This is a genomic window from Arcobacter sp. CECT 8989 (genome assembly GCF_004116715.1).
GTDB lineage: Bacteria > Campylobacterota > Campylobacteria > Campylobacterales > Arcobacteraceae > Halarcobacter.
Genome location: NZ_PDKE01000013.1, coordinates 56021 through 69794, shown reverse-complemented (window position 1 = coordinate 69794; position 13774 = coordinate 56021). Strand labels below are relative to the sequence as shown.

The 13774-nt window shown below is 29.7% G+C and carries 17 protein-coding genes; 7 read left to right on the top strand and 10 right to left on the bottom strand.

Translation table 11 applies throughout. From position 1 onward, the window contains the following. Positions 1 to 27: 27 nt before the first annotated feature. From proB to dnaG, 6 genes are all read right to left on the bottom strand, one after another. A complete protein-coding gene (gene proB / locus CRV02_RS12080; protein WP_129085480.1) occupies positions 28 to 798 on the bottom strand; it encodes a glutamate 5-kinase in 771 nt (256 codons plus the stop codon). Further along, positions 798 to 1889 carry a GTPase ObgE gene (gene obgE / locus CRV02_RS12075; RefSeq protein ID WP_129090528.1) on the bottom strand — a complete coding sequence of 364 codons (1092 nt, stop codon included), beginning with the start codon at positions 1887 to 1889 and terminating at the stop codon, positions 798 to 800. Before obgE ends, proB begins: the two co-directional genes overlap by 1 nt. A 153-nt stretch (positions 1890 to 2042) precedes the next feature. Then, positions 2043 to 2297: a 50S ribosomal protein L27 gene (rpmA, locus tag CRV02_RS12070; protein WP_129085482.1), complete on the bottom strand. Its 255-nt coding sequence runs from the start codon at positions 2295 to 2297 to the stop codon at positions 2043 to 2045. A 16-nt stretch (positions 2298 to 2313) separates the two neighbouring features. Next, positions 2314 to 2631 (bottom strand): 50S ribosomal protein L21, encoded by a 318-nt coding sequence (gene rplU, locus CRV02_RS12065; protein ID WP_129007578.1) that lies wholly within the window; start codon positions 2629 to 2631, stop codon positions 2314 to 2316. Positions 2632 to 2735: 104 nt separating this feature from the next. Beyond that, positions 2736 to 3119: a RidA family protein gene (locus CRV02_RS12060; RefSeq protein ID WP_129090527.1), complete on the bottom strand. Its 384-nt coding sequence runs from the start codon at positions 3117 to 3119 to the stop codon at positions 2736 to 2738. A gap of 59 nt (positions 3120 to 3178) precedes the next feature. Continuing rightward, complete coding sequence (gene dnaG, locus CRV02_RS12055; protein WP_129090526.1) at positions 3179 to 4813, bottom strand: DNA primase; 1635 nt, start codon at positions 4811 to 4813, stop codon at positions 3179 to 3181. 81 nt (positions 4814 to 4894) lie between these two features. On the opposite strand from dnaG, the gene CRV02_RS12050 reads away from it, so the two are divergent. The 4 genes from CRV02_RS12050 to aroC are packed head-to-tail and all read left to right on the top strand — an operon-like array spanning position 4895 to position 8111. Further along, positions 4895 to 5944, top strand: a complete 1050-nt coding sequence (locus CRV02_RS12050) for a lipopolysaccharide assembly protein LapB (RefSeq protein WP_129090525.1) — start codon at positions 4895 to 4897, stop codon at positions 5942 to 5944. Further along, positions 5919 to 6368 carry a ribonuclease HI gene (gene rnhA / locus CRV02_RS12045; RefSeq protein WP_129085486.1) on the top strand — a complete coding sequence of 150 codons (450 nt, stop codon included), beginning with the start codon at positions 5919 to 5921 and terminating at the stop codon, positions 6366 to 6368. Before CRV02_RS12050 ends, rnhA begins: the two co-directional genes overlap by 26 nt. Continuing rightward, entirely contained in the window at positions 6361 to 7038 is a 678-nt protein-coding gene (gene rnc / locus CRV02_RS12040; RefSeq protein WP_129085487.1) for a ribonuclease III, read from the top strand. Before rnhA ends, rnc begins: the two co-directional genes overlap by 8 nt. Next, positions 7038 to 8111: a chorismate synthase gene (gene aroC, locus CRV02_RS12035; RefSeq protein ID WP_129090524.1), complete on the top strand. Its 1074-nt coding sequence runs from the start codon at positions 7038 to 7040 to the stop codon at positions 8109 to 8111. The genes rnc and aroC overlap by 1 nt, the downstream gene beginning before the upstream one ends. Before the next feature lie 99 nt (positions 8112 to 8210). Here aroC and CRV02_RS12030 read toward each other — a convergent pair whose 3' ends face one another. Next, on the bottom strand, positions 8211 to 8546 hold the full coding sequence (locus CRV02_RS12030; RefSeq protein WP_129085489.1) for a hypothetical protein: 336 nt from the start codon (positions 8544 to 8546) through the stop codon (positions 8211 to 8213). Between the two features lie 372 nt (positions 8547 to 8918). Between CRV02_RS12030 and CRV02_RS12025 the strand changes: the two genes are divergently transcribed. Beyond that, positions 8919 to 9509: a DUF134 domain-containing protein gene (locus tag CRV02_RS12025; RefSeq protein ID WP_129090523.1), complete on the top strand. Its 591-nt coding sequence runs from the start codon at positions 8919 to 8921 to the stop codon at positions 9507 to 9509. A 13-nt stretch (positions 9510 to 9522) separates the two neighbouring features. Here the strand turns inward: CRV02_RS12025 and htpX are convergent, their stop codons facing one another. Then, the gene (gene htpX / locus CRV02_RS12020) at positions 9523 to 10374 is read right to left on the bottom strand and encodes a zinc metalloprotease HtpX (protein ID WP_129085491.1); all 852 of its coding nucleotides are present in this window, start codon (positions 10372 to 10374) and stop codon (positions 9523 to 9525) included. Positions 10375 to 10432: 58 nt separating this feature from the next. Beyond that, complete coding sequence (locus CRV02_RS12015; protein WP_258239299.1) at positions 10433 to 11359, bottom strand: 5'-nucleotidase; 927 nt, start codon at positions 11357 to 11359, stop codon at positions 10433 to 10435. Positions 11360 to 11417: 58 nt separating this feature from the next. Here CRV02_RS12015 and CRV02_RS12010 point away from each other — a divergent pair, with 58 nt between their 5' ends. Both CRV02_RS12010 and CRV02_RS12005 read left to right on the top strand, forming a co-directional pair. Beyond that, on the top strand, positions 11418 to 11906 hold the full coding sequence (locus CRV02_RS12010; protein ID WP_129090522.1) for a histidine phosphatase family protein: 489 nt from the start codon (positions 11418 to 11420) through the stop codon (positions 11904 to 11906). An 88-nt stretch (positions 11907 to 11994) separates the two neighbouring features. Beyond that, the gene (locus CRV02_RS12005; RefSeq protein ID WP_129090521.1) at positions 11995 to 12474 is read left to right on the top strand and encodes a histidine phosphatase family protein; all 480 of its coding nucleotides are present in this window, start codon (positions 11995 to 11997) and stop codon (positions 12472 to 12474) included. On the opposite strand, the gene CRV02_RS12000 is transcribed toward CRV02_RS12005, so the two are convergent. Next, complete coding sequence (locus CRV02_RS12000) at positions 12471 to 13709, bottom strand: NAD(P)/FAD-dependent oxidoreductase (protein WP_129090520.1); 1239 nt, start codon at positions 13707 to 13709, stop codon at positions 12471 to 12473. The genes CRV02_RS12005 and CRV02_RS12000 overlap by 4 nt on opposite strands. Positions 13710 to 13774: the final 65 nt, after the last annotated feature.

Here is a 13774-nt window from a genome sequence, read left to right as displayed (position 1 = left end):
CTCACAAAAGGAGAAGCTTATAAAATATTAGATTTGTTTTTTAAATAGTGTTCCGCTTTTATGATTTTCATCAACTAAAAAATCATATGCATTTGTTAAATCAAAACCAGATGATAGATACATCATCTTATTTCTCTTTAGTAAGAAGTTTGCAGCTTTTAGTTTTGTAACTATTCCACCTGTTGCAAACTCAGAATTTGGAGTATGTTTCATTTCTAATTCTTCATCTTCAATGAAATTAACTACTTTTCTCATTTTAGCATCTGGATTCTCATGAGGGTTTGAATCATATAAACCATCTACATCAGAAAGTATTGCTAAGATGTCTGCATCAAAGAAGTGCGCAGCATGAGCTGCTAATTGGTCATTATCACCAAATAAAAGCTCTTCATTTGCAATAACATCATTTTCATTTAAAATTGGAATAATGTCATTACTTAAAAGTATTTCCATAACACCTTTAGCATTTGCAGATCTTTTTCTTGAATCAAAATCATCTTCTACTAAAAGCATTTGAGCACATTTTAAACCATGTTCTCTAAATCTTTTTTTATAGTGTTTCATTAGTAAAGGTTGCCCAATAGCAGCTAATGCTTGTCTATTTAAAATCTGAGTACGGTCTAAATCTAAAGCTGTATTTCCAGCAGCTACTGCACCAGATGAAACTAAGATAACTTCTAGTTTTTTTTCATTTTTTAATTTTGCTATTAAATCAACTAAATTGTTTAATCTTTCAATTGCTAAAACACTGCCTTCTCTTAGAACAGCACTTCCTACTTTAATAACAACTCTTTTCATTACTTTTTTTGTCCTATTAATTCATATAAAGCAAATCTAATTGACTCAGTATTTAAATGAGTCACAGATGAGATTGGCAATACAAAAAATGGTTTATTCTCATCAAATTTTGAGTAAGTTAAATCTTGTACATAATATGGTAATGATTTATCAAAACCATAAGAGTTTTCACTTGATACTTCTAAACCAATAGATTCAATAAACTCTTTGATATCAGCTTCTAAATCTTCTCCATAATATGCATCAGTTTTAGTTAATGCAATTGCGAAGTTTCTTCCACTTAATTCAGTTGAGAATTTTTTAACCTCTTCTTTTAAAACTTCATACTGCTCTGTAGTCGTTCTATAATTTGCAATATCAATTGTAAATAATAAAGTTTTTGTTCTTTCGATATGTCGTAAGAACTCTAAACCTAATCCTTTTCCATCACTTGCACCATCAATGATTCCTGGAATATCTGCCATAACAAATGAGTTATAATCTCCAACTTCAACAACTCCAAGTTTTGGAGTTAAAGTTGTAAACTCATAGTTTGCAATTTCAGGTGATGCATTTGATGTAGTAGAAATAAGTGTAGATTTTCCAACATTTGGATAACCAACTAATCCTACATCTGCAATAAGTTTTAACTCAAGTCTAATCTCTTTGCTTTCACCTGGTAATCCTGGTTGAGAATATGTAGGTCTTTGATTTCTTGAATTTTTAAAGTGAGTATTACCTAATCCACCTTTTCCACCTTCTAGGAAAACTTCTCTTTGACCTTCTTCTAAAAGGTCAAGTAATACTTCATTTGTTTCATTATCAATTATTTGTGTTCCGGGAGGTACAGCTAAAACCATTGGCTGAGCAGATTTTCCAGTTCTTCTTCCACCTTCACCTTGCTTACCATTGTCAGCTTTTAATATCTTTCTTCCCTTATACCATGATAGAGTATCTGTATTACTATCTACTAGAAATACAACATCTCCACCTTTTCCACCATCTCCACCATCAGGTCCACCTTTGATAACAAACTTTTCTCTTCTAAATGAAGAACAACCTTGTCCACCTTTTCCTGAGGTTACGGTAAATTTTACACTATCTACAAACACATTAAATCCTTTTTTAAATGTTTATTAAATAAGGCTCCTTATAAAACCCGTTAGTAAGGGGACTTACAAGGAACCTAGAATATTTTTTAAACTAAAAAAGGGTGTAGGCAAAATGCACTACACCCTTTAAGAAAATTGTTTTGATTAAACTTTTTATGAAGCGTATACAGAAACTTTTTTTCTAGTTTTACTTTTTACTTCAAATTTAACAACACCATCAACTAGTGCATAAATTGTATGATCTTTACCGATCCCTACATTTTCTCCACAGTGTACTTTTGTACCTCTTTGTCTAATAATGATGTTACCAGCTCTAACTGTTTCTCCACCAAATTTCTTAACACCAAGTCTCTTTCCAGCTGAATCTCTATTATTTTGAGTACTTCCTTGACCTTTCTTGTGAGCCATTTCTTATCTCCTTAAATTATGCAGCGATTTTAGTAATTCTAATTTTTGTGAAGCTCTTTCTGAAACCTCTTTTTAACTTAGAATCTTTTCTTCTTCTTTTTTTGTAAATGATAACTTTTTTAGCTCTATTTACACCAGTTCCATCTAATACAACTTCTGCTTCTACTTTTGCAGAAGAAACAGCATCACCAGTTTTCAATTCACCATCATTAACAGCTAAAACATCAGTGATTTCAAGAGTTTCTTTAGCAGCTTGACCAGTATAATCGATATCTAAAACATCACCTTCAGTTACTTTATACTGCTTACCACCACACTTAATAATTGCGTACATATTTATTCCTCTAACTTATCAATTCTTTATTAACTTTTTTGCTTTAACGGGACGAAATACTATCTAATTGTAGTTTAAAGTTTCTTTAAGCGTAAAAGTTTATTTTAATAATAATCGTAAGGTTGAGCAATTGCATCAACTACTATCATTGAATTCATCGGTAAACCTTTTGTTGAAACAGTAGTTCTAACTGGTTTATGTTCCCCAAAAGCTTCTGCACAAAGAACATTTACAACACCAAAGTCTTCGATATTTTCTAAATAAATTGTTATTTTAATTACTTTATCCATTCCACTTAATGCATCATCTAGTAAGTTTCTTAAGTTCTCAAATACTTGTCTAGTTTGCACTTTAATATCTCTTTCTACCATATTTCCATCTACATCTAAAGGTACTTGACCTGAAGTATAAATTAAACCATTTGCTTTAACAGCTTGAGAATAAGGACCTATTGCTTCTGGTAACTTCTTCGAGTTAATTTTTTCCATCTATTTTTCCTAAAAACTTTTATTTAGAAAAATTATATACTTTTTTTTTAAATATTTTATTAAAGATTGTAGCTTACAAGTTTACCTTGTTTTAATTGTCTTAAATTGTCTTGAACTTTTCTCAATTTAAAACCTTTTTCTCTTAAGTTTAAAGTTTGGTCATACTTTAAAGAAGTCAGTTTTTTAGTATAAAATGTATATAGTAAAACAATTAACTCTTCTTTTAACCTTTGTTCATCATAAACTTCAAGTTTATCGTTTAATAAAATACCATTTAAAGAGATATTCTGCGGGTCATTGATTAATAATTCGAACTCATTTTTATGATACTCAAACATTGAAATATCAACAATATCAAGCACCATATCTAATCTCTTAGGATTTTCTAGAATTGACCTTATAATACATAGTTCAGCAATATCAATTTTGCTTAAATTTATGTCAGTTCTTCTAACAACATCAGAGCTAACTTTAATTAGATTTTCTCTAACATTTAGTTTTTGTGCTAGATATCTTTTGTATTCATCTTGATATAACTCATTTAAAGTCTTTAAATAATCATTTGTTTCAACAAGTGCTTTTTGTTTTTGACTTGGAATATTAATATCATATTTTGAAATTATATAATCAATTGTATATGAAATAAAGTTTTGAGGATTAGAGAAGATTTTATTTAACTCTTCTATTTTCCCTTCATTTACCATATCAGCGGGGTCCTTACCTTCTCCAAAGATAACAACTCCACCTTCAAAGTCCCCTTGAGAAAGCATAACAGAAGCTTTATATGCAGCATTTAAACCTGCTTTATCTCCATCATAGGCTAAAATAACTTGCGGTTCACCTCTTCTTAAAAGAGGTAAATGATCTTTTGTTAAAGCTGTTCCTAGTGTTGCAACCGCAGTATTAAACCCTGCTTGATGAAGCATAATTACATCCAAATATCCTTCTGTAACTATCATTCTATTTTTTTTATAGATATTCTCTTTGGCTAGGTTATAACCATATAAAAGTTTTGATTTGTTAAATAGTTTTGTTTGAGGAGAATTAATATATTTTGCATTATGTCCTGAAATAGTTCTTCCACCAAAACCAACTATTTTCCCACTAATAGAATAAATAGGAAAAGTGATTCTTTCTATGAATCTTGCATATAGACCATTATGTCCTGTATCAATAAGTCCTAAGTCTTTTGCTTCTGCTAGATTTAAGTGATTGTTTTTTAAAAAATTGATTGTGTCATTTGAATAAGGAGCATAACCTATTTCAAATTTTTCAATTGAAAACTCTGAGATTCCTCTGCTTTTTATATAATCTTTTGCAGTTGAATTTGACACAAATAGTTTTTGATAAAATTTATTTGCTTCTTCTAAAACTCTTGTATCTTGTCTTTGCTGATTTGTATTATCATAAGTTAATGTAACATTGTACATTGAAGCAAGTTTTTCTAAAGCTTCTGGGTATGAAAGTTTCTCATACTCCATTACAAATTTTATTGAGTCACCACCTGCTCCACATCCAAAGCAATGATAGATTTGCTTTTGTGGACTAACCACAAAAGAAGGAGTATCTTCACCATGAAAAGGACAACAAGCCTTAAAGTTTGCACCACTCTTTTTTAACTCTAAAAATTGAGATACTACATCTACTACATCAAGGTGGTTTTTTAAATTTTCTATTGACTCTTTTGTTATCATTTTGGGATTATACCTAAAAATTTATAATAGTATATGTGCTTTTATGATATGATAATTTATATTTTATAATTAAGGCATTTTTTGGATAGTTTTATTATTGAATATAGGGACCCACTTTTTGGTGTAATTATATTTTTTACTCTTATTTTTACCATCTCTTTTTTAACATACTCATTCTCTTTATATAAAGAAAGAAGAGCAAGAAAAGATTATAGAGAACTTCTTAAAAGATTTGAAATTGGTAAATTAAAAGAAGAAGATTATGTGCACTTATACAAAACTTACAATCTGCCATTTGATTCTATCATACTATTAGCATCAACTTTTATTCATAAAGGTAATTACAACAAAGCAATTTCTGTATATCTTGCCCTATTAGAACATGTAACTGATAGAGTAAAAAAAGAAGAGCTTTTAGAGTTATTAGGAACTACTTATTTTAAAGGTGGTTTCATGCAAAGAGCAAAGGAAATTTTCTTAAAAATTTTAAAGTTTTCGCCTAGAAATACTTATGCATTAAAATATTTACTTGTTGTAAATGAAAAACTTAATGAATATAAAAGTGCAAAAGAGATTATTGATTGTTTAAGTGAACTAGAAGAAGAGGTTTCAAATGATAATCTATTTATTGAAACATTAATAATAATAAATGACCCAATAAAATCATTTGAAAAGAAAAGTGACGAACTACTAGAAGTGTTAAAAGAAAACCCGCAAGTTCAAAGACTAATAGCTAAGTTTTATCTGACATACAATAAAGAGTTTTTCTGGGAAAATATGAAGCTATTTAATACTTCAAAACTAATTGATTTAATGTGGTATCTAAACTTTGAAGACATTGATTTTGAAAAGATTTCAGAAGATAAGTTTTTAACAGAACTATTTAATGCAAAAGGATATTTAAACAATATAAATCATAGTGATGATTTTGTTTTTGATATTTTAATTGCACTAAATAATCATGAACATAAAATCCCTGCAACTATTGATTTTGAATTTATTTGTTCATCATGTAAACATGTTCACCCTATGTTTGAGGCTAGATGTCCAAACTGCCAAAGTATATTAACATTTGATGTAAAACATCATCTAACAAAGGATTTAGTTGAAAGAAATCAATCTTTACAGTGATGGTTCCTCTTTAGGAAACCCTGGACCTGGTGGTTGGGGTACAATCCTAGACTATAAGGGAAATGAAAAAGAGCTAAGTGGCGCTCAAGATAATACAACAAATAATCAAATGGAATTAAAAGGTGTTATTGAAGGATTAAAGGCTTTAAAAGAACCTTGTATAGTTAATATTTATTCTGATTCTACTTATGTTGTAAAAGGAATAAATGAGTGGTTAAGTGGTTGGGTTAGGAACAATTGGAAAAACTCTGCAAAAAAACCAGTAAAAAATGTTGAATTGTGGCAAGAATATATAAATGTTTCAGAAAAACACACTATAATAGCAAATTGGGTTAAAGGGCATGCAGGACATTTTCATAATGAAAGATGTGATATACTTGCACGTACTGAAGCGGAAAAATTAAAAGGAGAGAATAATGGATGATTATTCAAAATTAGAAAAGTGTTTGGATTATCAGTTTAAAAACAAGGATCTGATAATCGAAGCACTTACACATAAAAGCTATAAAAAGCCTTATAACAATGAAAGGTTAGAGTTTTTAGGTGATGCGGTATTAAACTTAATAGTTGGAGAATATTTATTTAAAAAGTTCCCAAAGTCAAATGAAGGTGAACTTTCTAAAATAAGAGCAAGTTTAGTAAATGAAACAGGTTTTACAAAACTAGCTAACCAAATTAAGTTAGGTGATTATATTTTTATTTCAAATGCAGAAGAGAGAAACAAAGGAAGAAGTAAAGCTTCTATTCTTTCAGATGCTTTTGAAGCAATCATGGGTGCAATATATTTAGAATCAGGATTAGAGGTTTTAAAACCTATTATTTTAGAACTTTTAGAAAGCTCTTACGATAAAATCAATTTAGATGTACTATTTAGTGATTACAAAACAGCTTTACAAGAAGTTACTCAAGCACAATTTGGAACAATTCCTGAATATAAAATTGAAGGTTCATATGGACCAGACCATAAAAAAGAGTTTGAAGTATCAATTTGGATTGATGGAAAATCTTATGGTAAAGCTATTGGAAAAAGTAAAAAGTTAGCGCAACAAGCAGTTGCAAAAATTGCTATTGATACATTAAAAGGAAATCAATAATGAATAGTTTTGGAAGCAAACTAAGATTTACAACTTTTGGAGAAAGTCATGGTAGAGCTTTAGGTTGTATTGTAGATGGTGTTCCTGCTGGGATTAGTGTAGATGAGTCTTTTATTCAAGCAGAAATGGATAGAAGAAAACCAGGACAAAATGCTTATGCAACTCCTAGAAAAGAGTCTGATAAAGTAGAGATTTTAAGTGGTGTATTTGAAGGTAAAACAACTGGAACTCCTATTTCAATGGTTATTTTCAATGAAAACCAAAAAAGTAGAGACTATACAAATGTAAAAGACCTGTTTAGACCAGGACATGCAGACTTCACATATTTTGAAAAATATGGTCTAAGAGACTATAGAGGTGGAGGAAGAAGTTCTGCAAGAGAGACAGCAGCAAGAGTTGCAGCAGGAGCTATCGCTAAACTTTTATTAAAAGAGTTAGATATTGAAGTTGTAAGTGGAATTTGTGAAATTGATGGAATCAAATCTTCTCAACTAGATTTTGAATTTGCTAAAACTTCTGAAATCTATACTTTAGATAAAAACAAAGAAGAGTTTCAAAAAGAAGCTATTATTAAAGCAAAGAAAGAACACAACTCTGTTGGTGGTGTTGCTTTTGTAAGAGTTAAAAATGCTCCTTCAGGTCTTGGGGAACCACTTTATAATAGACTTGATGCTCAAATTGCAAATGCTATGATGGGAATCAATGCTGTTAAAGCTGTTGAAATTGGGGATGGAACAGAATCAAGCTCTAAAAAAGGTGATGAGAACAATGACCAAATGAGAGCTAATGGTTTCAAAACAAATCATAGTGGTGGTATTTTAGGTGGTATTAGTACAGGAGCTGATATTGATGCTAAGGTTTATTTTAAACCAACACCATCTATTTTCATTAAACAAGAAACTGTTGATGTAAATAACAATGAAGTTGATTGTGAACTAAAAGGAAGACATGATCCTTGTGTTGCTATTAGAGGAAGTGTTGTAGCTGAATCTATGATGTCTTTAGTTATTGCAGATTTATTACTTTTAAATATGAGTAGTAAAATTGAAAATGTAAAAAAAGTTTACAATTAATCCAATAATTTACTTATTATTTAAGATTCTTTTTGTACTATTCTTCTAATCCTTTACTTTGGTCAAGTTGAAAGGACAGCGGGGTTTTCCCCGCTTTTTTTATGCTCGTTTTAATTTGTCTTGAACAAAATCACTAAATGTACTTAATACATTTTTATGTTCTGAAGCAATAAAAACTGAAGTACCATTTTCTTTTAATTTATCTACAGGAAGTTTATCTTCTTTAGGAAGAATTAGAATACTATAGTGGTTATCTTTACACTCTTTTATGATCTCATCACTTGTATGAGGATGAGGGTTTTTAACTAATTCAACTTCAGTTATATTTTGTCCAGTAACATGTAGTACAGTAAGGTAATTTGATTCTTCAAATGAGCTTTCTACTTTAGATAAGTAACTCATGTTTTCATTTGTTGGGAACACTATTCTATGCATAGCAACTCCTTGTTATCATTGATATGGGATTGTTTAAAGAAAGTTTCAAAACATCAGTACAAATTAGAAAGAGTGAAAAAAAAGTAATGACTAGGGAAAAGACAATTATATATTTTGTTCCTAATTGTAACTGATGTTTAAAAATATATTCCATATAAGTAAATATAATATATTTAATTTGTAAAATAAGAAAACCAATTAAGGTCACACTAAAAAAGAAGATCACACACACTTACTTTACAAATATGTAGGAATGAATGTTATATCACTTTATGAACATATGACCGAATTATAACAATTTTCTGAGCATATGTCAAGTATATTTTAAATATTTTATGATAAAATCTGATTATATAAATTACAAGGTAATAAATGGCTAGAGAAAAACTTCAAAGAAAACTTGAACTAAAGCCCGTGTCCAAGTATTTTGGACCTAAAGATCATAAGGCTAAACAAGATGTAATTTTACTACATGAAGAGCTTGAAGCAATTCATTTAATGGACTCATTTTGTATGTATCAAGAAGATGCAGCAAAGAAAATGAATGTATCAAGAGCTACTTTTGCAAGAATAATTAAAAGTGCCAGAAAGAAAATCTCACTTGCATTAATTACAGGTAGTAATATCAAAGTACATGAAATTAAAAATGAATTTCATATTGCTGTATGTTCACATAGTAATACAGAACTAGACTATGCAGATGCAACAGCTAAATATATCTGGGTATACTTTATAAAAGACTACAAACTAAAATCTTCTAACTGCATAAATAACCCAATGTTTGAAAATGAAGATGAAGCAGCATGTAACATACTACCAGATATTTTATATGACTACAAAACGAACTACTTCTTACTTGAAGATGTAGATTATGATTTAAAAATCTCGTTAATTGCTAAGGGTATTTACCCAATTTTACAAGAAGAAATTACTGAAGATAAACTAGTAGATATATTTCAATAAGAGTTAATAACTCTTATTGAAATTCATATTTTAACTCTTCTAATCTAGCTATTCTATCCTCTGTTGTAGGATGTGTCCTAAAGAAATCACCAAATGAAGTTTTTTTACCAGAAAATGGGTTTACTATAAACATATGAGCTGTTTGCTCTGTAGCATTGTTTATTTCGTGCCCTCTTCTAGCATAGTTTTCTAATTTTGATAAAGCACTTTGTAGTCCTGCAGGATTTCTAGTCATTCTTGCAGCACCTTCATCAGCCATATACTCTCTACTTCTACTTACACTCATTTGAATAATTGAAGCAGCTAGTGGCAAAATTATAGCCATGATTATCATTACAATTGGATGTACCCCTTGTCTGTTGTTTCCTCCAAACATTGCACCAAACTGCATCATATTTGCAATCATAGCAATTGCCCCTGCAAATACAGCAGCAATAGTTCCAATTAAGATATCATAATGTTTTATATGTGATAACTCATGGGCAATTACCCCTTCAAGCTCTTGCTCATTTAACATTTCATATAAACCCATAGTAACAGCAACGGCTGCATTTTCATGATTCCTTCCTGTTGCAAAGGCATTTGGTGTATGATCTGGTATTAAATAAACCTTTGGCATAGGTAAATCTGCTTTTTGTACAAGTTTTTGCGTTATTCTATAAACAGGATGTGAAGTATCTTCTATTGGTGTTGCATTGTAATGCTTTAAAACCTGTTTATCAGAATAATAATAAGCATAGAAGTTCATTCCTCCTGCTAATAAAAAGGCAATAAGCATACCATTTGAGCCACCAAATGAGTAACCTATAAATACAAATAATACTGTTAAAAGAGCTAATAAAAATACTGTTTTTGCTTGTTCCATGTTTCTCCTTTAATCTTTTTATTAGTTTAGCATCTAATGATTAATAAATTTTAAATAATTATATCTTTTTTAATATGGAATCATCGTGGTAAGGAACTTTTGCACTTGGTGTTCTCTTTGAAGTATTTTCTAAATGAACATCTTGGTCATCAAAGAAAATATCAGCACCAAAAGCTTCTACAACCTCATATTTGTCAACTCCACCTAAAAAGAATGACTCATCTAATCTTACTCCCCATTGTGAAAGTGTTCTAATTACTCTTTCATGAGCTGGAGAGTTTCTAGCAGTGATTAAAGCTGTTCTAATAGGTGTTTGTTCTTCTGGATACTTTGATTGGATATTAGAAATCACTCTTAATAACTGTGCAAAAGGACCTGATTGTAAAGCATTTGAGGCATTCTTCTTTTCATACTCTAAAAATGCTTCTAAACCTTGAGTTTTATATACAATTTCTGACTCTTCAGAGAAAAGAACAGCATCACCATCAAAAGCAATTTTAACTTGGTTTGAATAGTTATCTTTATCTTCTTGATATGGTAAGATTCTAGCTGCTGCTATTCCTTCATTTATTGCATTTTGTACATCAACTTCATTTGCTGATAAAAACAAATCAACTTTAAAAGGTTTAAGATATTTAGCAATATCACTTCCTCCACTCCAAGCAGATCTTGCAATATCTAATTCATACTTCTCAATTGATTTTGTAATCCTTAAAGAAGTTGCCGCATTATTTCTTGAAAGAATGATTACTTCAACTTGTTTATCATCTGGAAAATCATCATTAATCTTTAATAGATTTTTTACAAGTCTAAAACCTGTTCCTTTTTGAATAACTTCATCTTCTTTTTCAATTTGATGTTTATAGTATTCATCAAGACCTTTATTTTCAAAAATTTCATTCTCATCTTCTAAATTAAATAAAGCTCTTGAAGAGATTGCAATAACTAATTTTTTTTCTAAATCATAACCCAAAATAAACTCCAATTTTATATCTTTGATAATTATACAAAAAAAGATATAATACTTAAGCTTAGGAGAAAAGATGAAAAAGCTTTACTTAATAAGACATGCGAAATCAGATTGGTCTAACCCTAGTTTAGAAGACTTTGATAGACCCTTAAATAAAAGAGGTGAAAAAAATGCACCTTTTATGGCTACAATTTTAAAACAAAAAAATGCTAACCCTGATTTAATAATCTCAAGCCCAGCATATAGAACAAAAAAAACTGCAAAACTCATCAAAAAAGGTATTGCCTTTAAAGGGAAAATACTATTTGATGAACACTTATATGAAGCCTCATTAAAAACGATGTTAGAAATAGTAAACTTTATAAATGATGATTATGACAAAGTATTTATAATTGGACATAACCCTACATTAAATATGTTGGCTTTTTATTTAGTTGGATTTAATGAAAACATTCCTACTTGTGGAGTATTGGAAATAGAGTTTGATTGTGATAGCTGGAGAGAAGTAAATAAAAAGTGTGCAAAACTTATATCTTTTGATTATCCTAAAAAAAAGTATTAAAACTTTTACTTTTTTCACCTATTTTTATTACTTTTCAAGTAAAAAGTATTTAAAATTATTTAATTATAATTAATTGCTAGGTAAATAAATGAAAACACTTTATATTATGAGACATGCAGATAAGGACATATCAAACCCAAATATAGATGACTATGACATTCAAGTAACCCCTAAAGGTTTAAAAGATGTAGAAAATGTTTCAAAAAAATTAAAAGAAAAAAATGTTTTACCAGATTTATTAGTTGCGAGTCCAGCTCTTAGAACTAAACAAACAGCTGAAGTAGTTGCAAAAGAGTTAGGTTACAGTAAAAATATTATGTACAATGAAGTACTTTTTCAAGCTTTTGTAAATGAAGTTATTGAATCAATTACTTATACTTTTGATGATGTTAATACACTAATGATAGTAGGACATAATCCATCACTAACTGCCCTTGGAGTTAGCCTTGTTGGATTAAAAGAAAAAATACTTATGGGAGAAGTTCTTAAAATAGAATTTGATTGTAACTCATGGACTTCTATTGATATTTCAAATGCAAAATTAATTTATCAAATAAAACCAGACTAATCTAAAAGCTTCCCTGCTAGGTTACCACTTGCAAAAGACCATTGCAGATTGTAACCGCCACATGGACCATCTAAATCTACAACTTCCCCACAAAAGTACAATCCTTGTACAAGCTTACTTTGCATTGTTCTTGGATTAATCTGTTTTAAGCTTATTCCACCTCGTGTAATCATAGCTCTTTCAAAACCTAAATGATTGCTAATTGTTAAAGGAGTATTTACTAAAATCTTTACAAGGTTTTGTCTTATCTCACCTTTTAAATCTTTGAATTTTAATTCATAATCAGCCTCAACTAACGTACATAACTCTTTAATAACTGAGCTTGGTAATAGTGTTTCTAAGGTTTGTAATATATTAAAATCAGGATTAGATGCTGTTCTTTTTTTTATATATGAAAAAAGTTCTTCTTCATTCATTCCTTTTAACATATTTATTAAAATAGGAACTTCTCCATACTTTTCAAGTAAAGGAGTTACTTCCCTTGAAAAGTCTAAAACAACAGGACCTCGAACACCTTTATTTGTAAAGATTAAATCCCCAGTCTTTTTAAGATTTTTATGTTTTTTTATATTTACACTAACTTGTGCTTTTGCTATTGTATCAGCTCGGCATTGTGCAACCCAAATCTCTTTTGTAAGTAAAGGAGTCATTGCTGGATGTAAAGAAGTTACTCTATGTCCTGAAGCTTTTGCAAAAGTATAACCATCACCATTTGCTCCAAGTTTTGGATAACCTAATCCTCCTGTTGCTACAATAACTTTTGTTGTACTAACTTCACCCTTTGAAGTACAAACTTTCTTAACACAGTTATCTTCAAAAACTATATCATCTACTTTTGTACTATAAGCAACTTCTACTCCTACATTTATAAGCTCTTGTTCTAAAGCTTTTATTATAGTTGAAGAGTTGTGAGTTACAGGGAATACTTTAAAACCATCGGGAATATGTGTTTCTACTCCAATTTGTTCTAAAAAGTTTATAAGATCTTGATGATTGAAATCTTTAAGTGCATCAAACATAAACTTACCATTTTTTCCAAATGAATTCATAAAATCTTCATTTGAAAGAGTATTAGTAAGATTACATCTTCCTCCACCAGTAGCTTTTAGTTTAGGTCCTAATTTTTCTTGTTGCTCACATAGAAGAACATCTTTGCCATTTCTTGCTGCAACAATTGCAGATATCATACCTGCTGCACCAGAACCTATGACTACTAAATCGTAATTAGTTTTCATTTAAAATTTCCATTAACTGTAATTTTCATATATAGAAGTATTTATTTTAGGTTAGTTCAAGGCCA